At 48.8% G+C, this 21,167-nt stretch carries 18 protein-coding genes; 14 read left to right on the top strand and 4 right to left on the bottom strand.

Going from position 1 to position 21,167, the window contains the following annotated elements:
• Positions 1-142: 142 nt before the first annotated feature.
• Positions 143-1,150 (bottom strand): acryloyl-CoA reductase, encoded by a 1,008-nt coding sequence (locus tag ACH59B_RS24060; protein ID WP_404302863.1) that lies wholly within the window; start codon positions 1,148-1,150, stop codon positions 143-145.
• Positions 1,151-1,506: 356 nt separating this feature from the next.
• Between ACH59B_RS24060 and ACH59B_RS24055 the strand changes: the two genes are divergently transcribed.
• Together ACH59B_RS24055 and ACH59B_RS24050 are read left to right on the top strand one after the other, a co-directional pair.
• Positions 1,507-2,916 carry an MATE family efflux transporter gene (locus ACH59B_RS24055; protein ID WP_404302861.1) on the top strand — a complete coding sequence of 470 codons (1,410 nt, stop codon included), beginning with the start codon at positions 1,507-1,509 and terminating at the stop codon, positions 2,914-2,916.
• A gap of 284 nt (positions 2,917-3,200) precedes the next feature.
• A complete protein-coding gene (locus ACH59B_RS24050; RefSeq protein WP_016822717.1) occupies positions 3,201-4,214 on the top strand; it encodes a LacI family DNA-binding transcriptional regulator in 1,014 nt (337 codons plus the stop codon).
• A 181-nt stretch (positions 4,215-4,395) separates the two neighbouring features.
• On the opposite strand, the gene ACH59B_RS24045 is transcribed toward ACH59B_RS24050, so the two are convergent.
• On the bottom strand, positions 4,396-5,352 hold the full coding sequence (locus ACH59B_RS24045; RefSeq protein WP_240753371.1) for a sugar kinase: 957 nt from the start codon (positions 5,350-5,352) through the stop codon (positions 4,396-4,398).
• A 340-nt stretch (positions 5,353-5,692) separates the two neighbouring features.
• On the opposite strand from ACH59B_RS24045, the gene kduI reads away from it, so the two are divergent.
• The 8 genes from kduI to ACH59B_RS24005 all read left to right on the top strand — a co-directional run bounded on the left by kduI (position 5,693) and on the right by ACH59B_RS24005 (position 14,275).
• Complete coding sequence (kduI, locus tag ACH59B_RS24040; protein WP_017428648.1) at positions 5,693-6,523, top strand: 5-dehydro-4-deoxy-D-glucuronate isomerase; 831 nt, start codon at positions 5,693-5,695, stop codon at positions 6,521-6,523.
• Between the two features lie 74 nt (positions 6,524-6,597).
• Positions 6,598-7,242, top strand: a complete 645-nt coding sequence (locus ACH59B_RS24035; protein ID WP_013373614.1) for a bifunctional 2-keto-4-hydroxyglutarate aldolase/2-keto-3-deoxy-6-phosphogluconate aldolase — start codon at positions 6,598-6,600, stop codon at positions 7,240-7,242.
• Between the two features lie 49 nt (positions 7,243-7,291).
• Positions 7,292-8,068, top strand: a complete 777-nt coding sequence (kduD, locus tag ACH59B_RS24030) for a 2-dehydro-3-deoxy-D-gluconate 5-dehydrogenase KduD (protein WP_017428647.1) — start codon at positions 7,292-7,294, stop codon at positions 8,066-8,068.
• A 249-nt stretch (positions 8,069-8,317) separates the two neighbouring features.
• Positions 8,318-9,556: an MFS transporter gene (locus tag ACH59B_RS24025; RefSeq protein ID WP_025366103.1), complete on the top strand. Its 1,239-nt coding sequence runs from the start codon at positions 8,318-8,320 to the stop codon at positions 9,554-9,556.
• Positions 9,537-10,688, top strand: coding sequence for a winged helix-turn-helix domain-containing protein (locus ACH59B_RS24020; RefSeq protein WP_090888918.1), 1,152 nt, complete (start codon positions 9,537-9,539; stop codon positions 10,686-10,688). Before ACH59B_RS24025 ends, ACH59B_RS24020 begins: the two co-directional genes overlap by 20 nt.
• Positions 10,689-10,779: 91 nt before the next feature.
• Positions 10,780-12,141 carry an MFS transporter gene (locus ACH59B_RS24015; RefSeq protein WP_025366101.1) on the top strand — a complete coding sequence of 454 codons (1,362 nt, stop codon included), beginning with the start codon at positions 10,780-10,782 and terminating at the stop codon, positions 12,139-12,141.
• 70 nt (positions 12,142-12,211) lie between these two features.
• On the top strand, positions 12,212-12,799 hold the full coding sequence (locus ACH59B_RS24010) for a GNAT family N-acetyltransferase (protein ID WP_017428643.1): 588 nt from the start codon (positions 12,212-12,214) through the stop codon (positions 12,797-12,799).
• A 315-nt stretch (positions 12,800-13,114) separates the two neighbouring features.
• Positions 13,115-14,275, top strand: coding sequence for a cation:proton antiporter (locus tag ACH59B_RS24005; protein ID WP_090888915.1), 1,161 nt, complete (start codon positions 13,115-13,117; stop codon positions 14,273-14,275).
• 111 nt (positions 14,276-14,386) lie between these two features.
• Here ACH59B_RS24005 and ACH59B_RS24000 read toward each other — a convergent pair whose 3' ends face one another.
• Positions 14,387-15,022 (bottom strand): NAD(P)-dependent oxidoreductase, encoded by a 636-nt coding sequence (locus ACH59B_RS24000; RefSeq protein ID WP_016822726.1) that lies wholly within the window; start codon positions 15,020-15,022, stop codon positions 14,387-14,389.
• Positions 15,023-15,281: 259 nt separating this feature from the next.
• On the opposite strand from ACH59B_RS24000, the gene ACH59B_RS23995 reads away from it, so the two are divergent.
• Positions 15,282-16,235 (top strand): alpha/beta hydrolase, encoded by a 954-nt coding sequence (locus ACH59B_RS23995; protein ID WP_031462426.1) that lies wholly within the window; start codon positions 15,282-15,284, stop codon positions 16,233-16,235.
• A 96-nt stretch (positions 16,236-16,331) separates the two neighbouring features.
• Here ACH59B_RS23995 and ACH59B_RS23990 read toward each other — a convergent pair whose 3' ends face one another.
• A complete protein-coding gene (locus ACH59B_RS23990; protein ID WP_016822728.1) occupies positions 16,332-16,829 on the bottom strand; it encodes a DUF1036 domain-containing protein in 498 nt (165 codons plus the stop codon).
• A gap of 247 nt (positions 16,830-17,076) precedes the next feature.
• Between ACH59B_RS23990 and ACH59B_RS23985 the strand changes: the two genes are divergently transcribed.
• The 3 genes from ACH59B_RS23985 to ACH59B_RS23975 all read left to right on the top strand — a co-directional run bounded on the left by ACH59B_RS23985 (position 17,077) and on the right by ACH59B_RS23975 (position 21,109).
• Entirely contained in the window at positions 17,077-17,634 is a 558-nt protein-coding gene (locus tag ACH59B_RS23985) for a glycerol-3-phosphate responsive antiterminator (RefSeq protein ID WP_031462425.1), read from the top strand.
• A gap of 53 nt (positions 17,635-17,687) precedes the next feature.
• Positions 17,688-19,178, top strand: a complete 1,491-nt coding sequence (gene glpK, locus ACH59B_RS23980; protein WP_029514464.1) for a glycerol kinase GlpK — start codon at positions 17,688-17,690, stop codon at positions 19,176-19,178.
• 227 nt (positions 19,179-19,405) lie between these two features.
• Positions 19,406-21,109, top strand: coding sequence for a glycerol-3-phosphate dehydrogenase/oxidase (locus ACH59B_RS23975; protein ID WP_277508302.1), 1,704 nt, complete (start codon positions 19,406-19,408; stop codon positions 21,107-21,109).
• Positions 21,110-21,167 lie beyond the last annotated feature (58 nt).

The following is a 21,167-nucleotide window of genomic DNA, read 5'->3' as shown; positions in this document are numbered from 1 at the left end:
TGTACCACACAAAAAAAGAAGCCTGTAATCTCAAAACTGCAGATTTACAGGCTTCTTATATGTTTCATTGCTAGCCCCTACGGGATGAGCACTCCTTCGGGGCAAAAACACGCTAACGGATAGCTTGCGGGCATAATCCCGCTTAATCAGCTAGCCGTACAATCGTTCTACCCTGTGAGCGGGCTGCCAGGATGTCTTCGAGCGCGCTTGGCAGGTCAGCCAAGCCAATTTCGCGCTCAACGAGCTGCTCCAGCTGCTCCGGCTTCCAGTCACTGCCGAGCTGCTTCCAGATCGCTACGCGGGTGTCATAGGGGCAAAAGACAGAGTCTATGCCCAGCAGATTTACACCGCGCAAAATAAACGGTAGCACCGTCGTAGGCAGCTTGGTGCCTGCTGTCAGGCCGCTCACGGCAACAGAGCCGTTGTAGGCGATCTGGCTAAGCAGCGAAGCGAGCGGCTTTCCGCCTACAGGGTCTACAGCCGCTTGCCAAAGCTGCTTGCCTAGCGGTCGGATGCTCTCGGCACCGTCGTAGACCTCCTCACGCGAAATAACCTCGGCTGCTCCGAGCGCCTTGAGGTAATCATGCGATTCGGCTTTGCCGCTGCTGGCTACGACATGGTAGCCCCTCTTGTGCAGCAAGGCAATGGCTGCACCGCCTACGCCACCCGTTGCTCCGGTGACGAGTACCTTGCCCTTCTCCGGTGCAACGCTGTTTTGCTCTAGCCGATATAACGACAGGGCTGCGGTAAATCCGGCTGTCCCGAAAATCATCGCCTCTCTCAGCGTGAGTCCGTCTGGAAGCGGAACTACCCAGTCCGCAGGCACACGCGCGTATTGGCTGAATCCTCCGAATTGAGACACACCCAGCCCGTAGCCTGTAACGAGTACCGCTTGTCCCTCGCTAAAGCGGCTATCCTCCGAGGAGACGACAGTTCCCGAGCAATCTATGCCGGGTACGAATGGATAGGCTTTGACAATATTGCCATCCTTGCGGGCGGCAAGCCCGTCTTTATAGTTGATACTGGAATAAGCGACACGAATCAATACCTCTCCAGCAGGTAAACTGTCAGTTTCCAAAGAACGCACTTCTGCTTGAACTTCACCGTCCTGCGTCTGATCGACGACAAGGGCATGAAATGACTGAGCCATCTGTAAAAGCCTCCTTTATTACCGTTTAAGCTTATGAATGGTCTATATATTCCATCTCTAATATACAAATTATGCTTATGCAGCATACAACAATCTGCACAGCCTGTCAGCGGCAATGCTCACAAGCTCTTAATCTATTATACCCTTTAGCTTATAATTACGTCGAAAATACCGGATTATGGATATATTCTTGCAACAATCTATTTCAATAAAGTTCGATAATCAATTATAAAGAGAGTGATAAATGAATTCTTACGCATTTTTCAAATCATTTTACGTAAACGGGATGTATTTTCAGAATGACTGTGCTAACATACCCTTTGATCGTTAAATATTCTATGAAGAAAGGTGAATGAATGACAACCAGAGCACTAAAAAATGGTTCGGTATTGTCCGAAGCCAAGGAACTGAATTTGTTCCGTTTGACATGGCCTATTTTCCTTGAATTGTTCCTGTTTATGCTAATGGGAAGCGTCGATACATTCATGCTCAGCTCTGTATCTGATAATGCAGTGGCGGGTGTGGGCGCATCCAATCAAATTATTTCAATCGCTATCCTTGTACTGGAGGTTATCGGCAACGGCGCTGCTATCGTCGTAGCTCAATATATCGGTTCTAAGAAACTAGTCGAAGCGGCCCAGGTGACGGGTACGGCCATTACTCTGAATTTAATGGTAGGTCTTTTGCTAAGCGTCATTTTTCTTGTGTTTGGTACTCATATGTTGCAATGGCTGAATGTCCAGGGTGATATTCTGACTTACGCGGAATCCTATATGAGTATCGTCGGGGGGGCCATTTTCCTTCAGGCATTGATTAACTCGCTGGCGGCGACCATTCGTACGCACGGTTTTACCAAAGAAACGATGTATGTATCGGTTTTTATGAACGTGATCCACGTGGTCGGCAACTATGTTTTGATTTTGGGACATTGGGGAATGCCTGCACTCGGTGTAGAGGGTGCTGCTATTTCTACAGTAGGTAGCCGCTTTATTTGTCTCTTGATCTTCTTCTGGCTGATGTACCGGGTAACTGAGGTCCGTGTCGAGTGGAAATATTACGTCCATTTATCCAAAAAATTTATCTCAAAAATATTGCGTATTGGTGTACCATCCGCGCTGGAGTCCATCATGTATCAGTCGTGTCAGCTCATATTCACACTGTACGTGACCTATCTGGGCGCAGAAGCAATGGCGACACGTCAATATGCCAATAATATTTCGAGCTATATTTATTTGTTCAGTATGGCAGTTGGTATGGGAACAGCTATCGTAGTGGGAAGACTCGTGGGAGCCAGAGAGAAGGATACGGCTTATAAACGTGTATTGAGCAGTGTGAAATGGGCGCTGCTCGTGACTGTGATCATTGATGCGATAGTTATCTTTTTCCGTGTACCCCTGCTCGGTTTGTTTACGGAAAACCCTGAGATTATTCGTTTGGGTGCACAGGTTATTTTACTTAGCATTCTGCTGGAAACTGGCCGGACGACGAATATCGTCATTATTAACTCGTTGCGTGCTGCTGGAGATGCCAAGTTCCCGGTCTTTATGGGCCTGATCTCCATGGTCTGCATGAGCTTGCCGCTGGGTTATCTGCTGGTATTCAAGCTGGATATGGGACTGGCTGGTGTGTGGCTGGCGATTGCTGCTGATGAATGGACTCGTGCTGTCATCATGTATGCCCGCTGGAGAAGCCGGTTATGGGAGAAGCATTCGCTGGTCGAGCACGATACACCAGATCAGCCTGCAACGCCTGTTCCGGCGCACTAATCCAAGTAATAATTCGGGTTAGCTAGAATCTAGCTTTTCGATAGAGTTGTATACGTGGAGGTAGTTCAAGAGAACATCTTGAGCTGCCTCTTTTTGCTGCATAGAGAGGAAATAGCAGAGAACCAGGAACTGTTATGAAAAAAACGCGCAGTGGCGCCACAGGTAAGTTTTAAGCTCAGAATATATCATAATGGCATTCATAAATAGAAGTATGGTAAATTTACTAAAAGAAAGATATACTTTTGTTGCACTAACGCAGTACATGAAAGACAAGGAGTGTACCGATGAAGAAGCCGACGATTGAAGATGTTGCCCAGAAGGCGGGAGTGTCTAAAAGCACTGTCTCGCAATTTCTGAACAAACGATATAAATATATGAGCGACCAAACCAAAGACCGGATCGCCGAGGTTATTCAAGAGCTGAACTATCAGCCTAACGGACTAGCCCGCAGCCTGAAGCAAAACCGGACGTTTATGGTGGGAGTCATTGTAGCCAACATTGATTATACGCTGTCGATTCAGTCTATCCGTGCGATTGAGGAGGAATTGCAGCGCTTTGGCATTCAGGTGATCATTTGCAACGCCGATGAAAACCCTGACAAGGAAAGTCAGTATATTGAGATGCTCAAGGCCCGTCAAGTGGACGGCCTAATCATCTTCCCAACAGGAAAGCATGCAGACATTTACAACCAGCTCATTCGTGAAAAATATCCATTGGTGTTTTTGGACCGCTTGGTGGACGGTGTCAATACACGTAGCCTGCTGTTGGATAACGAAATGGCGATTAAGCTGGCGATTCAGGAACTTGTGGCTCACAAGCATGAACGAATTGCGTTGATTACCTTGCCTCTTGGCTTGAATCGGATTACTCCACGAGTGGAGCGGCTCAGCGGATATAAGAAGGCGCTGGAGGAGCATGGCTTGCCATTTCGTGAAGAATATATGCACAGCGTGCCGAGAGAAGAAATCCAGCAGACGCTGAAGGAGCTGTTCCAACTGCCGGAGCCGCCGACTGCACTGTTGGCCGGGAATGATATCGTGTTGGCTGAGGTGTTGAAGTATGTGAATGCTCGCCGTATACGCATTCCGGCAGAGCTGTCCATTATCGGGATTGACGATGCGGAGTTTGCTCATATTTACAATCCGCCAATTACGACCATTACACAACCGATTGCGGATATGGGGAAACAGGCGGCAAAAACGTTGTTGTCCAGCATTGAGGAAGGCGGCGAGTCGGTTCCGATTATTTACCGATTTGTGCCGGATATCAATCGAGGAGAATCTGTCAAAACGCTGTAGATGAGCACCATGCCACATATTATAAAAATAGCCCGTATTCCTTTGTGTGACCTGAGTATGCGCATGCTGCTCAGGTCACACAAATGTGAATACGGGCTATTGGAAGTTAAGGCTGACTTGGATGCGTCCTTGTTGAGCTTGCGCTCGTAGCGGTGAAGGTTATGCGGGGAATGAGCCCAGACTAATTCGTGCTGGCGCTGAGCAAAAAAGATTCCAATTCGGCTCGTGTCGGATAGCCGTCCATGTCTCCAGCCGACATGACAGCCAGCGCACCAAGTGCATTACCACGCTTGACCGCTTCAGCCAGGGGTAATCCTTCCAGCAGCGCGCTGATCACACCTGCGGCAAAGCCGTCACCTGCGCCGACAGTATCCACGACATGATCTACGCGGAAACGCTTGACATATCCCTCTGCATCTGCGGATTTGTAATAGGCGCCTTCGGTTCCCAGCTTGATGATCACCAGCGAGGTGCCGCGATCGAGGTAGAACGAAGCGATGTCTTCAGGCGAAGTATAGCCTGTTAGTATTTTACCCTCATGGATGCCTGGCAACAGCCAATCGCAACCCTCGGATGCTTCGTTAATCGCCTCCACCATCGTTTGTGTGTCAGGCCATAACTTGGGTCTGAGGTTAGGATCGAAGGATACGGTTTTGCCTGCCTTTTTCATAAACTGCTTCGCATGTCGAGCGAAGTCGCGGCATTCAGGGGAAAGTGCGACAGAAATACCTGTAAAGTGTAGGTGGCGAGCCCCGGCAAAATAAGCTTCGTTAAAATCAGCAATGCATAGTGTGGAAGCGGCGGAATGCCTGCGAAAATATTCGACCTCAGGGTCGCCGCTGGTAACTTTGGATTTAATCAGCATCCCGGTAGAGTGGTCTTTGGTAAACATGACATTTTGGGTGTCAATCTTCTCCTGACGCAGTGCATCGGCAATGAACTTGCCGAACGTATCCTCGCCAAGCTTGGTCACGAGTCCAGCTCGTAGCCCCAAACGCGACAAACCGGCCGAAACATTCGTCTCCGCCCCGGCCAGCGCTTTGGTAAATGAACGCACCTCATCCAGAGAGCCTGCTTCATTGGCGTAAAACATAGCCATGGGTTCTCCAAAGGTAACAGCATCCAATGTTGCGGTCATTTGAATTCCTCCTTATGTTTAGTAAACTAAATCTGTAAGCGTATGCACCGCTTGAATAAAATGAAATTATCACATAAATCGGTTTTTCACAATGAGTAAGTTGATATATTTGCTAAAAACTTTTTGGGCAATGTAGATAAAAAAATATGATTTTGTTTATCAAAAGGTAAAAATCGTGTAAAAATCCGCGAATATTAAGGCTTTTTCTAGGAATGATGAAGTTTTGGGTTGACACACTCTTAGATAATTATTACAATTCTAGCTAAGAAGTAGAGTTAGAAACCGCTTTTATAACAATTCCGTTGATAAAAAAGTTTATCTAAACAGGAGGAATGTTTTTATGGAAATGCGTTATTCAACTCATCCCGAACATGCCAAGCATTTTACGACTGAAGAGTTGCGTCAGCACTATCTGATCCAGGAGCTTTTTGTACCTGAGGAAGTAAAGCTGGTCTATACGCATGAAGATCGTGTCATTATCGGGGGCATTCATCCCGTGAATAAATCTGTTGCACTGGAAGGTAGCGATCAAATCAAAGCGGAAACTTTCCTGGAACGCCGTGAACTGGGTGTTTTTAATGTCGGCGGCAGCGGTACGGTCAAGGTGGATGGTGAAACTTACGAGCTGGCCACAAAAGACTGTCTCTACGTAGGTAAAGGTGCTAAGAAGTTGATCTTTGAAAGCGATTCCAGCGAAAAGCCTGCGAAATTTTATATCGTTTCAGCCTTGGCTCATACCACGTATCCAACGACGAAGCAGTCTTTTGCCGATGTGCCGTCTGAAAGTCTGGGTTCGCAGGAAACAGCCAATAACCGTACGTTACGTCGCTTTATCCATGACGAAGGCATTCAAAGCTGCCAGCTGGTTATGGGGATGACCACGTTGGAGAACGGCAGTGTGTGGAACTCCATGCCGACACATGTTCATGACCGTCGCATGGAAGTGTATTTCTATTTTGAACTGGACGAAAACGCCAGAATGTTCCACCTGATGGGTGAGCCGAACGAAACACGCCATCTGGTCATGAAAAATGATGAAGCCGTTATTTCTCCGCCTTGGTCTATCCACTGCGGTGCGGCTACAGGCAGCTATACCTTCATTTGGGGCATGGCCGGTGAAAATAAAACATACAAGGACATGGATCAGGTAGCCATGAGCGAGTTGCGTTAATCATTGCATTGGAACGTAGACCTGCAAGCGGCTGAGGAACCATGGTCATCCCATTCGTGGAAAGGATCAGGAACATGACGAAAAAGAAAGTTTTGGAACATATTACTTCGGTTGGTGTTGTCGCAGTCATTCGGGGAAACACAGCAGAGGAAGCGTATCAAATGTCCAAAGCCTGTATTGAAGGCGGCTTGGATAATATTGAGCTTACGTTTACCACGCCAGATGCGGATCAGGTCATTCGAAGATTGAGAGACGAATTTAAGGATCGGGCCGTTATTGGTGCAGGAACTGTACTGGAGTCACTGACGGCAAGAATTGCTATTCTGGCCGGAGCAGAATTTGTCGTAAGTCCTTCTTTTGAAGAAGAAACAGCGAAGCTATGCAATTTGTATGCGATTCCTTATATGCCTGGCTGCATGACGCTGAATGAGATCAAGGAAGCCATGAAATTGGGTAGTGATGTTGTGAAGTTGTTCCCGGGCAATACGATGGGGGCGGACTTTGTTAAGGCCGTGAGAGGGCCAATGCCTCACGTGCAGATTATGCCAACCGGTGGCGTTGATCTGGATAATATGGAAACCTGGCTGCGTAACGGCTGTGTGGCCGTGGGAATTGGAGGCAATTTGACGGCTCCAGCCAAGGAAGGTCGCTACGACTTGATCACAGAAAATGCAGCGCGTTATGTGGCTAAATACAAAGAAGTACGTGCAGCGTTGTAGGCTTCAGAAAATATAGGTTTTTATACTAATTTGTGATGGAGGCGTAGGCATGGGTCTGGACGATTTTTCATTGGATTTTTTTAGTCTAAAAGGTAAAACGGCGATTGTAACAGGGGGCAACAGTGGATTAGGTCAAGGATATTCCGTAGCTTTGGCCAAAGCAGGCGCAAACCTGTTCATTGTAGCTAACAATGATGATTATGAAGAAACAAGACGTCTGCTGGAGCCAACGGGTGTGAAGATTGCTTTTCACCAGGCTGACCTGACTGAAAAAGCATCCATTAAAAAACTTGTAGAAGAGTGTGTCAAGGAATTTGGCAAAATTGATATCCTTGTCAATAACGCGGGTACGATCCGCCGCGCTCCTTTGCTGGAGTATAAAGATGAAGATTGGGACGCTGTTATGGAAATCAACCTGAATGCTGTATACCATTTGAGCCAGGAAGTGGCGAAGATAATGGTAGAGCAAAAAAGCGGGAAGATTATCAATGTTGCTTCTATGCTTGCTTTCCAGGGCGGCAAGTTCGTTCCGCCATATACAGCAAGCAAGCACGCAGTAGCTGGTATAACCAAGGCATTTGCGAACGAACTGGCGGTCCATAACGTTCAGATTAATGCGATTGCCCCTGGTTATATTGCTACGGCGAACACGGCTCCAATTCGTGCGGATGAGAATCGCAATCAAGAGATTTTGTCACGTATTCCTGCGGGTCGTTGGGGTGATCCGTCTGACCTGATGGGGGTTGTTGTTTTCCTCGCCAGTCAGGGTTCGGACTACATGAATGGTCATATCTTGGCGGTGGATGGCGGCTGGCTGGTACGTTAATCAGCGCCAATCACATCGAAGCTATGAACTGAAAGCTGCCTCAAAAGGAACTTGTCCTTTCAGGCAGCTTTTATTTGTTTGATGAACCTGTAAGCTGAATATGAAGATTTGGGGCGTTGTGTCGATCCGTCCTATGCATATGGCACGAATGCCTTTATAATTTAATGAGATAAAAATTGCCTAGGCTCCAGCCGTTACACTTGGTTGGAGCCTTTGAGCATAATACAGAATGGATTGGAGAATGGAGAGATGAGTTCACAGCAACACCAACGAGCTTTGGTATACAAATCGTTGTGGCATGCAGGTCCTTGGGTGCTTGCCGCAGGGATCATCCTGGTAGGTGCCAATCTGCGCGCCTCGATTACTTCGGTAGGACCTCTTATCGGTTTGATTAAGGATTCTTTGCATATTTCGAATACACTAAGTGGTCTGTTAACGACGTTCCCACTGCTTGCTTTTGCACTGTTGTCGCCTTTTGTAGCCAAACTGTCGCGGCGCTTCGGGTCTTCCCTTATTATTTTTGCGGCCTTGCTGCTGTTGACCGCAGGTATTGTAGTGCGCTCGACGCTGGGGGTGACTGCATTATTTGTCGGGACTGCGATGCTGGGACTGGCTATTGCTGTGTGCAATGTTTTGCTGCCCAGTTTGATCAAAGAGGAATTTCCCCGCAACAGCGGACTAATGACCGGCGTATATTCCGTATCCATGAATGTCGTCGCTGCAACAGCATCCGGTCTGAGTATACCGCTGGCTCTGAACGGAGGAATGGGCTGGCGTGGTGCTTTGGGGATTTGGGCGATTGTCGGTGTCCTAGGTATTTTACTCTGGGTGCCGCAGCTTCTTAAGGCGCGCCGAACGGCTAGTCAAGCGGTAGTATCTGCCCGAACGGTGAATGTGTATAAATCGTCTTTGGCTTGGAAGGTAACGCTGTTTATGGGGCTGCAATCTGCCCTGTTCTATGTTCCTGCTGCCTGGTTTCCCGAAATGATGAGCGGACAGGGAATGGATTCAGAGACTGCGGGATGGATGCTGTCTGTGATGCAATTTTCGCAAATGCCATTTACTTTTATTGTGCCTATTTGGGCGGCGCGAGTGAAGGATCAGCGGATATTGGTTCTGATTATGGCTGCGCTCTATTTTATAGGTCTGGGTGGATTTCTGCTCGGGGCTACACAGTGGAGTGTGATTTGGGTCATTTGTATGGGTATAGCGGGTGGTTTTGCTTTTCCGCTAGTTATGATGTTCTTTAATTTGCGGACGCGAACACCGCAGCAGGCAGCAGAGCTGTCAGGTATGGCGCAATCCTTTGGTTATTTGCTAGCAGCGACTGGGCCGACGCTGTTCGGTTATTTGCATGATGCGACACAAGGCTGGACAATTCCGCTGCTTTTACTCTTGTGCCTGAGTGTTCTGCTTATGTTTACAGGGCTGGGTGCAGCTAAGAAACGATATGTCGGAGGCGAGGTGGATGATCAGGCTGCAATTTGATGCAGATGGCTACAGTGTGGTCTATAATGCAGATCGTGTTATGTTGTTGGCTAAAGAGTTTGCATTGTTGCGCTTTTTATACGATAACCGGAATCAGGTGTTCACCCGGGAACAACTGCTGGATCGTGTGTGGCCACTGGAATATCCAGTGGAGCGTACAGTGGATGATCATATCTATAGATTGCGCAAAAAACTTAAGTCATGGAATGGACTCCGTATTCATACGGTCAGAGGATATGGCTACAGCTTGACCTTGACTGCCATACAACCACGAAATCATCCTTCTTTGCACGATCAGGAAGTACAGGACGCCGTTCATGGACTTTTTCGAAAGTATCACCTGCTGGGGCAAGGCGATTCCATCGTAGCGCTGGCTGAACAGCAGGAGCAGATGGGTTTTCAAATGTCTGCCTATTATCAAATGTATACCCGTTTTGTACAGGCGGATGTAGCTTGGTTTTTGAAGCAAGAGGATTTTGCACCCGCAGACCGTTTGTATTGGATGTTGCTGCTTTATACGTGCACCGCAGGGGTAACGGATCAAGGGCTTGCCCTATGTGAGCGTGCGCTTGCCAGCGGATTGCTGTCCAGTGATCAGGAGCGGGAATTACGTATCCTCAATATTCTGGAGGCTTATGTGGAGAATGGACAACCTGAACGCGCACATGAAGGTCTACCACTGACCTTCATGGTTATGGAGCGGGATGATCTTGATAAATTTGTGATGCCAGTTGCGCTCATGGAGATGTACATGCATCTGGTCGCCAATCATATGGAAAAGGCTGCCGAACTGTCTGATCGTCTGGAAGGCATGCTGTCAGAGGCTCCGTATTTGCGCGAACTGGGCCGTTATCGCTTGCTGCGCGGACTTATGCTGTTGCGTACTGGAGATGTGGACCAGGCCGAGCGGCTCATGGATGAGGGGCTGGTCACCCTTGATATGGCGAAACAGGAGCTATTAAAAATCAAAGCAATAAGTCAAATTCGCAGTTTCTTAAAGTTGTGCGGCCCGTATCCCATGCTGGAAGAGAAGTATGCGGCTCAATACGATCAACTTGATCGGGACAATAGCTTAACACTGCGTCGTTCGGCGCTGAGGTGTTGGCTGGAGCAGATCCTTTTTGTGGCCTGATTTTTTTAGCTGTCTGATTTTCCTCTGATATAGGCCCGCTAGAATGTTCTTATTGCTAAAGAAGCAGATAATGAGAGCAGGGTGAGTAGAAATGAAGGAAAAGAAAGAATTGCAGTCCACGCCTAGCATTTGGCGTAATGGCCATTTTCGGCGGATGTTTGCGGCACATACGGCTGCTTCCTTTGGTGATTGGTTTGATGCTATCGCCATTCAGGTGCTTGTTGCTTACCGCTGGGAAGCTGACCCGATGCTGATTGCGCTGATTCCGGTAGTTATGGCGCTACCAGGTCTGTTGCTCGGTTCCATTGCAGGCACGTTAGCCGACCGGGTACATAAGGCCCGACTGATGATCGGCTGCGATGTAGCTGTCGCCTTATTGACGCTGACGATTCTCGCCGTCCCTGGTCCGGTGTGGCTGTTGCCTTTGCTCGGCTTGCGCGCGGCGGCTGGCGTATTCCAAATGCCGTCACAGCAAGGTTTGACTCGTACAGTAGTCGCCAGTGGCGACCTATTCCGTGCAACCTCACTGAATGGCCTGGTCAATCAGGCCTCCAAAGTGGCGGGACCATTGCTGGGCGCCATGACCTTGACTGTGCTGTCCCCGCAAGCATGCATTATCCTAAATGCACTGCTGCGCCTCTGCTCCGGCCTCTTGCTATGGCCGCTGCGCGGAATCGGTCCTGCGCTGGCCAGCACAGACCAGCAAGCGATTGCTGACGAGCAGCTAGAAAAATCGACATCGGTTACAGCGCATGGGGCTGATGATGCCAAGGTGCAGGGAGAGCCTGCTCACGTATCCCGTTTTTTCAGCCAGTGGCGGGAAGGTTGGGCGTTCCTCTGGCGCAGTCGAATGCTTTTGCATACGCTCATATTCGGGCTGTTCGGCTTGATCGCCATTCTTATGATCGACTACCAGTTCCCAACGTTGCTGCGAGTGCTCGCTCCGGGCAACGAATCGCTGCTTGGCTGGCTGGTTTCCGCCATAGGTGCTGGCGCTGTTGGTTGTATGCTTGTGCTTAATCGCTTGAATCGTATAAGCGCAGGCTGGGGACTCGGTGGAGGCTATGTGCTGATTGGCGGAGCGATTGCCGCTTTAGGCTGGGCGCAGCCCGGGACAGGACTACCCGTACTGCTTACGATCGGGGCCATGCTAGGTGTGGGGAATGGTCTGTACATTATCACCCAGAATTACATATTACAAGCCAAAACCCCTGCTGATATGGTGGGGCGTGTCTTCGGTATTCAAAGTACCGTGATTGGAGCGATCATGGTCATTTCGCCGCTTACCGGGGGAGTATTGATCCGAATAGCAGGGGCAGGAACGGCTTTTGTCTGGATCGGGATGTCTGTTGGAATCCTGGGTTTGGCAGGACTTCTGCTTCAATCTGTAATTTGGCGCGAGTCTCTTGCTGATCCTACCCCTTCGACTGAACAAAATGTCGATCTAGCGTAATCGTTTGCTTCCATTTAAGACAATTTATATTTTTGTAGCAATTAATATTTTTAGCATAGGAGAGATCACGTTGACTCAAAATTATTCGCCCGCAACGCCAGTGGCACGACTGCTTGAAGGATCACGAGTGTACTTGCGTCCCATTAACGTGGAGGACACCGAGCTGTATTATAATACGTTGTTTCATCAGGAAGTGCGGAGGCTGACGGGCACACAGCGAAGCTTTACCAAAGAGCAAATTGCTCGTTATATAGAAGCTAAAGGACAGGATTCCTCAAGCCTGCTGCTGCTCATTGCACTTCAGGAAGATGATCGTGTCATCGGGGATATTGCGCTACAGGATATGGATAGCCTGAATCGCAGCGCCAATATCCGTATTGCGATCAATGAGCATGGGGATCAAGGCAAAGGCTACGGCACCGAAGCGCTTGTGCTCATGCTAGGCTATGGATTCGGTATTTGTAACCTGCATCGGATTGAGCTGAATGTATTTGATTTTAATGAACAGGCCATCCGTTGCTATGAAAAAGTAGGCTTTCAACGTGAAGGTGTGCAGCGGGATGCTTTATTTTACAATTATGAATACCATGATTCGATTCTGATGAGTATGCTGCAGCATGAATACTGTGCACGGTACGTGGAAAAAGCCGAGAGTTGACTCAATGACGTTTACATGGGTTTGCAGAAGAGGTATAATTAAAAGATAAAGTTGCTTGTTTGCGCAAGGATGACCGACAACATCAAATGAATATATGAATTATCGGAGGAGCCTGTCACCAAGGCTCCTTTATGTCTTTTTAGGGGAACCTGTGCTGTATGTAGGGTTTCCCTTTTTATTTTGCGAGTTGTGGTCTGTTTAAGGTCAGACACATATTTTGGACGATTGTTCTGCATTTTATGATTATCCGTTTTCTTCAATTGTAGATGATGCGCAAATGAGTTCAAGGATTAAATAAAAGGAGGTTATTAACCTATGCAATTTATATTGTATCTTCTTTTGATTCTATTGTTTACAAAAGTAGCCGGTCATTTATCGGTTAAGCTCGGTCAACCTGCGGTATTGGGGAAGCTGATCGCTGGTATCGTGCTGGGCCCGGCAGTTTTGGGATGGGTACAAAATGATTCGCTGATTCATAATATGTCTGAAATCGGCGTGTTGCTGTTGATGTTCATTGCCGGGCTGGAGACGGATCTGGATCAGCTTCGGCGCAACTGGAAGCCTGCGGTAGCAGTGGCTGTCGGGGGTATTATTTTGCCGTTACTCTGTGGTTTTGGAGTTGGGGAAGCCTTTGGATTTTCCGTGCATGAAGGATGGTTTTTGGGGATTGTCTTGAGCGCTACTTCCGTAAGCATTACGGTGCAGGTGCTCAAGGATATGAACAAGCTGAATACCCGAGAAGGCTCGACCATTTTGGGTGCGGCAGTGCTGGACGATGTGCTCGTCGTGGTGCTGCTTGCGGTCATGATGAGTATATTCGGTATGGGCGGAGAAACTTCGCTGGGACTTCTTGTTGGCAAAAAGCTAGTTTTCTTCGTAGTAGCTATTTTGGGTGGCTGGTTCGTTGTTCCATGGATTATGAAAATACTTGCCCCCCTCAAAGTGACCGAAGCTGTGATTACTGCTGCGTTGGTCATTTGCTTCGGTTTTGCGTATTTTGCAGATTTGATGGGTATGGCGGGCATTATCGGAGCTTTTGCTGCCGGGATTGCCATTTCGCAAACAAGCTTTAAGGCTGTCGTAGAAGAAAAGGTGGAGCCCATCGCTTATTCCATCTTTGTGCCAGTATTTTTTGTCAGCATTGGCTTAAATGTATCTTTTGAGGGAGTGGGGCAGCAGCTTGGGTTTGTTGTTGTTTTGACCCTGATAGCACTGGTGACGAAGTTGGTCGGAGGAGGCATCGGCGCGCGGCTGACAGGTTTTAATACCCGTTCCTCGCTTGCGATTGGTTCTGGCATGATATCTCGCGGAGAAGTTGCGCTTATTATCGCAGCCACCGGGCTGCAAACAGGCCTGCTGGCACAACAGTATTTTACATCAGTCATCATTGCCGTTATTTTGACGACTTTGGCTGCACCTCCAATTCTTAAGCTAAGTTTTAGTGACAGGAAGACTGTAAGCCGAGTTAAACAGTAGAAGATTGGACGAACCAGACATACAGTAAGACCCTTCTGATTCATTTTCCAAGCAGGATGGAAAGTGGTCGAAGGGTCTTTTTATGTTGGAATGTTCGGTTCGGTCGTAGAATTAGGACTCGGATACGACGGTGAAACGTTGATTCAAATGTTGTGGTTTTTCAATTTCGTCTACTACTGCAACTGCATAATCTTCATAGCTGACATAGCTTGCACCTTTGGAATTAACCAGTAGTGTGTCTTTGCCCACTTGGTAAGAGCCTGTACGTTGGCCGAGAGCAAATTCCGCGGAAGGACTAATAAACGTCCAGTTCAGGTCGCTGGTACCGCGTAGAATGTCCAGGTTCTTCCCTTGGTTATGAGCTGTTGGATATACAAAATCAGGGAAGTCGGGAGTATCCTTGACCAAGAGTGTCTGGGATTCATCCGTAAACAAGCTGCCTGCACCACCTACGACAATCAGGCGAGTACCGGATACATTGCGGAGAGCCTCAATTAGCACGTTACCTGCATCTACATGCAGATGCTCTTGTCCGAACGGAGCGGCAAAAGCATTAACAACGGCGTCAAAACCTTTCAGATCATCTGTTTTCAGGTCAAAAACGTCTTTTTGTACTACAGCTGCACGATTATCCGTTACTTTAGCTGGGTCACGGACGATGGCGGTTACTTCATGCCCTCTGTCTAATGCTTCTTTTACGATATTACTTCCTGCTTTACCGCCTGCACCAATAACTGCAATTTTCATAATAGAATAGCCTCCTAAAAAATAATTTGGATGATTTATTGGCTTAATTCATGCGTTGTATGATGTTCATACTTGAATTTTAATATGTAACCATTATAGTTACAACATAAAATAAAAGTCAAGCTCTTCTTTGGGCAAAATAGAGTCCTCCGATTGGAAAGAGAGGAACTCGTTTAAATATAAGGTGATACTGAATGAATAAATGTAAACCATATTGAATACATGTAGACCGCAAATAAGAAAGGAAGAGTGAAACGATATGAGTAAAAAAGTACAGTTGGAGCCCGCAGCGCAAAAATTCGCAGACGATAATGCCAAGCCTCCGTTTCTGTATGATTTGGGTCCTGAAAAAGGACGTGAAACGGTCAATGAGGTTCAATCCGGTCCAGCAGATAAACCTGCCGCAGATCTGGAGGATCTGTCGATTCCAGGTGGCCCTGGCGGTGAGGTGAAGGTCAGAATTGTTCGTCCACAACAGGTGACAGGTGATCTCCCGGTCATTGTATATATCCACGGAGCAGGCTGGGTATTCGGTAATGCTCATACGCATGACCGTCTGATTCGTGAATTGGCAGTAGGCTCACAGGCAGCTGTTGTATTCCCTGAATACAGCTTGTCACCTGAAGCTAAATATCCGACGGCGATTGAGGAAATTTACGCGGTCGTTCAATGGGTGGCACAGCATGGGCGCGAGCATGGGCTGAAGTCCGATACGCTGACGATCGCCGGAGATAGTGTCGGTGGTAACATGACTGCAGCTGTAACTCTGCTGGCCAAAGAACGCAGTGGCCCTGCCATTCGGCAACAGTTGCTGTTCTATCCGGTGACGGACGCTTCTTTTGATACGGAATCGTACCATGAGTTCGCCACAGGGTATTTCCTGAGCCGTGAAGGGATGCAATGGTTCTGGGATCAATATACGACAGATCCTAACGAACGGGCGCAGATCACGGCGTCCCCGTTACGTGCTACCACGGATCAGCTCAAAGGGCTACCACGTGCGCTGGTTATTACAGGCGAGGCTGATGTGTTGCGTGATGAAGGGGAGGCTTATGCGAACAAGCTGCGTGAAGCTGGGGTAGATGTAACCGCTGTACGCTTTCAGGGCATCATACACGATTTTGTGATGTTGAACCCATTGTCGGAAACCGCGGCCAAGCGCGGTGCGATCACGCTTGCTACCTCGTGGCTGCGCCAAGGGTTTGGGGGCTAATTGTATAGACGAGTGAAGGAATACACAGTTAGTATGTAAGGAAGCGCCTCCCAGCTCATGGCGGGAGGTGCTTCTTTTGGTTCTGTTTATATAATTCTATTTGCGTTTACCATATAGCGGTTTTCTATTCTTGCCTAACTTCCCTAATTTTCCAGGTGATTTTATAAAGCTGAACTTCCCTAATTTAAAATTGGTTTTTCTTTTTTTCGCCACTAGAGTACGTCTTGACTTAGATGCACTTTGGGTACTATCTACAAGGTTTAGAGTGTAGTTTTCAAAATTGCCAACATTGATCTCCTCGAACCCCACGCTTCTACAGCCCTGGCCCTGGCAACTTGCTATCCAGCATCTTGTGAAAGCCTCTCTAGGAACATCTGTGTAGAAATCACCGCCCCACGAATTACCAAAACTGTCATGTCCGTAGACATAAAACGTTTGGTTTGCGGCTGATCCAGCTACAAGAAATGCGCGTCTACCGGGTTCTATACGGTACCACCCTCTCTTAGCATAGGTGATAGGACTACAACCAGAATCATAGTATCCAACGGCAACTGAAATAGGGTTAGACGTACTGTTACGAACATAAAAACCCATTCTATTCACTCCATTCTTTGAAAGATTAATATCAATCTATGCGAATTCTCTGAAAAAGTAATAGACATACGGACAACCAAAAAGTACAAAAAAAGAACATGAGATGATCCATGGATGTGGTTTATAAATAAAGGAATATATGGAGTGTAAAGGGATATTCTTATGGAACCGCTTCACGTTCGTCGACCAGAGTGATAATATAAAATTTGAACGAATTTGACCGCCATTCGGCCTAAGGAGGATATCCATGCCATTTCAGGGACAACGCATTTTACCTGCAGCTAAGCACATGAAGCAGTTGGAGGATATTTTGGACAGCTCTTATGAGTATGCTGTTTTTCTGGATACGCATGTAGCGCAGTTGCGCAACTTGTACCAGATGGCAAGGAGCCGCAACAAGCAGATGCTTCTGCATGCCGACCTGGTGCAAGGTTTGAAGAATGACGAGTATGCCGCTGAGTATTTGTGTCAGGAGATTAAGCCATTTGGGATTATCTCGACCCGTTCCGGGGTGATTGCAACCGCCAAAAAAAAGGGAATCCTTGCTGTACAGCGAGTGTTCCTGCTGGATACGATTGCGCTGGAAAAAAGCTACGCACTGGTGGAAAAAACGCGCCCCGATTATATTGAGGTGCTGCCTGGTGTTGTGCCACCGATGATTGCGGAGGTCAGTGAACGTACAGGGATTCCCATTTTGGCTGGCGGACTTATACGTACCCCTGAGGATGTGGAGGCGGCGTTGGCAGCGGGAGCTACAGCAGTTACCACCTCCAATAAACAACTGTTTGAGCACTATAAGCGATAGCTTCTATTTGAATCAAGTAGGCAACATACATAAAGCAAGGAGACTGAAAAATGATGGAACAGTACATTCTTGCCTTGGATCAGGGCACAACTAGTTCGCGGGCCATCTTGTTTGATCGGCAGGGGAAAGTGGTGTACAAGGCACAACGGGAGTTTCCGCAGTATTTTCCCCAGCCGGGATGGGTAGAGCACAACGCGAATGAAATATGGAGCTCTATTTTGGCTGTCATCGCCTCTTGTCTGTCGGAATCAGGTGTGAAAGCCGGTCAAATTGCTGGAATTGGCATTACCAATCAACGGGAAACTGTGGTGGTGTGGGATAAACATACAGGCCTGCCGGTATATCATGCGCTGGTATGGCAGTCACGGCAAACGGCCGGGATTTGCGAGGACTTGAAAGGCCGTGGACTTGATCAAACTTTTCATAGCAAAACAGGGCTGCTCATTGATCCCTACTTTTCGGGTACCAAAGTCAAATGGATACTCGACAACGTTGAAGGAGCGAGAGCCCAGGCGGAACGCGGAGAGCTGTTGTTCGGTACAATCGATACCTGGCTGATCTGGAGACTGTCTGGCGGTAAAGCGCATGTAACGGACTATTCCAACGCTGCTCGTACGCTAATGTACAACATTTATGAGCTGAAATGGGATGAGGAGCTGCTGGATATTCTCGGCGTTCCTGCGTCTATGCTGCCGGAGGTGAGGTCATCCTCCGAAATATATGCGAATACGGTGGATTATCATTTTTTTGGACAGGAAATTCCCATTGCCGGAGCGGCGGGCGATCAGCAAGCAGCTTTGTTCGGTCAGGGATGCTTTGACAAAGGCATGATTAAAAATACATACGGTACGGGCTGCTTTATGCTGATGAATACCGGAGATGAACCCTGTGAATCAAAGCATGGACTGATTACTACCATTGCATGGGGGTTGAACGGTCAGGTGAAGTATGCGTTGGAGGGCAGCATTTTTGTAGCCGGGTCTGCTATTCAGTGGCTGCGTGACGGGCTGCGTATGTTCCGCGAGGCCAAAGACAGTGAAGCGTATGCGGCGCGGGTGACCTCAACGGAGGGTGTATATTTTGTCCCAGCCTTTGTGGGTCTTGGCAGCCCGTATTGGGACAGTGATGTGCGCGGCGCGACCTTTGGCTTAACACGGGGAACATCCAAGGAGCATTTTATACGAGCGGTACTGGAATCGCTGGCCTACCAGACCAAAGATGTTCTAACCGCCATGGCGAGCGACTCGGGTGTACCTGTGCGCTCATTGCGTGTAGATGGGGGCGCAGTGATGAACGAGTTCCTGATGCAGTTCCAGAGCGATATTCTCGATCTGCCTGTGGAACGACCTGCTGTGAACGAGACAACGGCACTGGGGGCGGCGTATTTGGCAGGGCTGGCAGTCGGCTTCTGGGACAGTTTGGATGAAGTCCGGGGATATGCTCAGAGTGACCGAACCTTCACTCCGACCATGAGTGAAGAAGTGCGGGCTGAACGATATGGCGGCTGGAAAAAGGCGGTCCATGCCGCGATGGCATTCAAGTAAAGGTGGTTTTACGACAGTAGGCAGTCAGCTGACAACAGGCAGATTCCCCTTTTCATCGTGTACTGTGTATGCTACGATATAGATAAGTTAATACTCGTCAGGAGACTTGGAGAGACCATGAACCGCTCGGCATCCGCCGCAGCGATGTTCGTGGTCTTTTTTTGTATCTTTTGGTGATTCGGTGTCAGATGGCAAAGCAGACATGTACGAAATTGGAGGGATAGATGATGGGAGAACAGGGATTTGCTGCACAGGAGAGAACGGCTGTTTTGGAACGTATGGGGCGTGAGCATTTTGATATTTTAATTATTGGTGGCGGCATTACAGGGGCGGGAATTGCGCTGGACGCTGCGGATCGTGGTTTGAAGACGGCTCTGGTGGAAATGCAGGATTTTGCAGCAGGCACATCCAGTCGTTCTACCAAGCTGGTGCATGGCGGTCTTCGTTATTTGAAGCAATTTGAGGTTAAGATGGTAGCCGAGGTCGGGAAGGAACGAGCTATCGTATTTGAAAATGGCCCTCATGTGACCATTCCGGAGCGTATGCTGCTTCCTTTTCACCAGGGTGGCACATTTAATGCGTTCACCACCTCGATTGGTCTGCTGGTGTATGACTTCCTCGCTGGCGTGAAGCGTAGTGAGCGCCGCCGCATGCTGGACATCCAGGCTACGCTGGAGCGCGAGCCTTTGCTGAAGAGAGAAGGACTGAAGGGAAGCGGGAGTTATGTGGAGTACCGCACAGACGATGCTCGCCTGACGATTGAGGTGATGAAGGAAGCCGTTACACGAGGGGCGCTGGCCGTGAACTATGCCAAGGCTGACAAGCTGCTGTATGACAGCGGACGAATAAGCGGCGCCAGTGTAACCGATCGGGTAACGGGAAAGCCATACGAGATCAGGGCTTCGCTGGTCATTAACGCTGCCGGGCCATGGGTAGATACGTTGCGGGAAATGGATCGCTCCAAAGAGGGAAAGGTGCTTCGCCTGACGAAGGGTATCCACCTGGTATTCGATGCTGAGCGCTTCCCGCTTCAACAGGCAGTGTACTTCGATACACCGGATGGACGCATGGTATTCGCGATCCCGCGTGATGGCAAAACCTATGCAGGTACGACCGATACGGTATATGAGGGGGATACGTCGCATCCCCGGATGACCGCCGAAGACCGGGCGTATGTGCTTCAAGCGATCAACGGGATGTTCCCGGATGTGAAGCTGACGGTTGCAGATGTGGAATCCAGTTGGGCAGGAGTACGCCCGCTCATTTATGAAGACGGTAAAAGCCCTTCGGAAATTTCACGTAAGGACGAAATTTGGGAATCCCGTTCAGGTCTGATCACGATTGCAGGCGGCAAGCTGACAGGCTACCGGAAAATGTCCGAACTCGTCGTGGATCGCGCGGTACGGGAGCTGGGCCGCTTGCATGGGCAAAGCTTTCGGGCATGCCGCACAAGGCATATCCCGATTTCGGGCGGCAATGTAGGCGGCTCGGCGGGTTGGGACGCTTTCGTGAGCAAGCAAGCCGCAGCGGGTGCCGCGCTCGGTCTGTCGCCAGAAACCGCCAGAGCATGGGCTGCTCGCTATGGCTCAAATGTGGAGCGACTGTTCGCCATAGCGACACGGAGCATGAAGAACGCCACCGAGACGGAAGCGGCGTTGCCTATAGAAGTGCGTGTTCCGCTATTGTACGCGATGGAACAGGAAATGACGGTGACACCGTCTGACTTTTTCATACGTCGCACTGGAGCACTGTTCTTTCAGATTGACGAGGTGAAGCGCTGGAAGCAGGCTGTCATTGCATGGATGTCCGAGTACGCAGGCTGGAGCGCCGAGCAAGAACGCCAATATACGACTGAGCTGGATGCTTATCTGTATGAAGCTGTGACACCTGTAGAGGTAGAGGCGGAACCCAGCGCTGTTAAAGCCATCTGATACAGCGTGAGGGATGCGTATCCTTTACCGCTCCGCTTCTCTACAATCGTTTCGTTTC

Source organism: Paenibacillus sp. DP01 (assembly GCF_044784315.1).
Taxonomy (GTDB): Bacteria; Bacillota; Bacilli; order Paenibacillales; family Paenibacillaceae; genus Paenibacillus; species Paenibacillus polymyxa.
The sequence above is the reverse complement of the archived record's forward strand: the minus strand, read 5'-3'. Positions and strand labels throughout refer to the sequence as shown.

What these genes read in the sequence shown, in the direction of transcription:
- ACH59B_RS24005 (WP_090888915.1), top strand. Translation starts at nt 13,115, where the DNA reads ATGCAATTTATATTGTATCTTCTTTTGATTCTATTGTTTACAAAAGTA.
- glpK (WP_029514464.1), top strand. Translation starts at nt 17,688, where the DNA reads ATGGAACAGTACATTCTTGCCTTGGATCAGGGCACAACTAGTTCGCGG.
- ACH59B_RS23990 (WP_016822728.1), bottom strand. Translation starts at nt 16,829, where the DNA reads ATGGGTTTTTATGTTCGTAACAGTACGTCTAACCCTATTTCAGTTGCC.
- ACH59B_RS23985 (WP_031462425.1), top strand. Translation starts at nt 17,077, where the DNA reads ATGCCATTTCAGGGACAACGCATTTTACCTGCAGCTAAGCACATGAAG.
- ACH59B_RS23995 (WP_031462426.1), top strand. Translation starts at nt 15,282, where the DNA reads ATGAGTAAAAAAGTACAGTTGGAGCCCGCAGCGCAAAAATTCGCAGAC.
- ACH59B_RS24035 (WP_013373614.1), top strand. Translation starts at nt 6,598, where the DNA reads ATGACGAAAAAGAAAGTTTTGGAACATATTACTTCGGTTGGTGTTGTC.
- kduI (WP_017428648.1), top strand. Translation starts at nt 5,693, where the DNA reads ATGGAAATGCGTTATTCAACTCATCCCGAACATGCCAAGCATTTTACG.
- ACH59B_RS23975 (WP_277508302.1), top strand. Translation starts at nt 19,406, where the DNA reads ATGGGAGAACAGGGATTTGCTGCACAGGAGAGAACGGCTGTTTTGGAA.
- ACH59B_RS24055 (WP_404302861.1), top strand. Translation starts at nt 1,507, where the DNA reads ATGACAACCAGAGCACTAAAAAATGGTTCGGTATTGTCCGAAGCCAAG.
- ACH59B_RS24050 (WP_016822717.1), top strand. Translation starts at nt 3,201, where the DNA reads ATGAAGAAGCCGACGATTGAAGATGTTGCCCAGAAGGCGGGAGTGTCT.
- ACH59B_RS24060 (WP_404302863.1), bottom strand. Translation starts at nt 1,150, where the DNA reads ATGGCTCAGTCATTTCATGCCCTTGTCGTCGATCAGACGCAGGACGGT.
- ACH59B_RS24015 (WP_025366101.1), top strand. Translation starts at nt 10,780, where the DNA reads ATGAAGGAAAAGAAAGAATTGCAGTCCACGCCTAGCATTTGGCGTAAT.
- ACH59B_RS24020 (WP_090888918.1), top strand. Translation starts at nt 9,537, where the DNA reads ATGATCAGGCTGCAATTTGATGCAGATGGCTACAGTGTGGTCTATAAT.
- kduD (WP_017428647.1), top strand. Translation starts at nt 7,292, where the DNA reads ATGGGTCTGGACGATTTTTCATTGGATTTTTTTAGTCTAAAAGGTAAA.
- ACH59B_RS24045 (WP_240753371.1), bottom strand. Translation starts at nt 5,352, where the DNA reads ATGACCGCAACATTGGATGCTGTTACCTTTGGAGAACCCATGGCTATG.
- ACH59B_RS24025 (WP_025366103.1), top strand. Translation starts at nt 8,318, where the DNA reads ATGAGTTCACAGCAACACCAACGAGCTTTGGTATACAAATCGTTGTGG.
- ACH59B_RS24000 (WP_016822726.1), bottom strand. Translation starts at nt 15,022, where the DNA reads ATGAAAATTGCAGTTATTGGTGCAGGCGGTAAAGCAGGAAGTAATATC.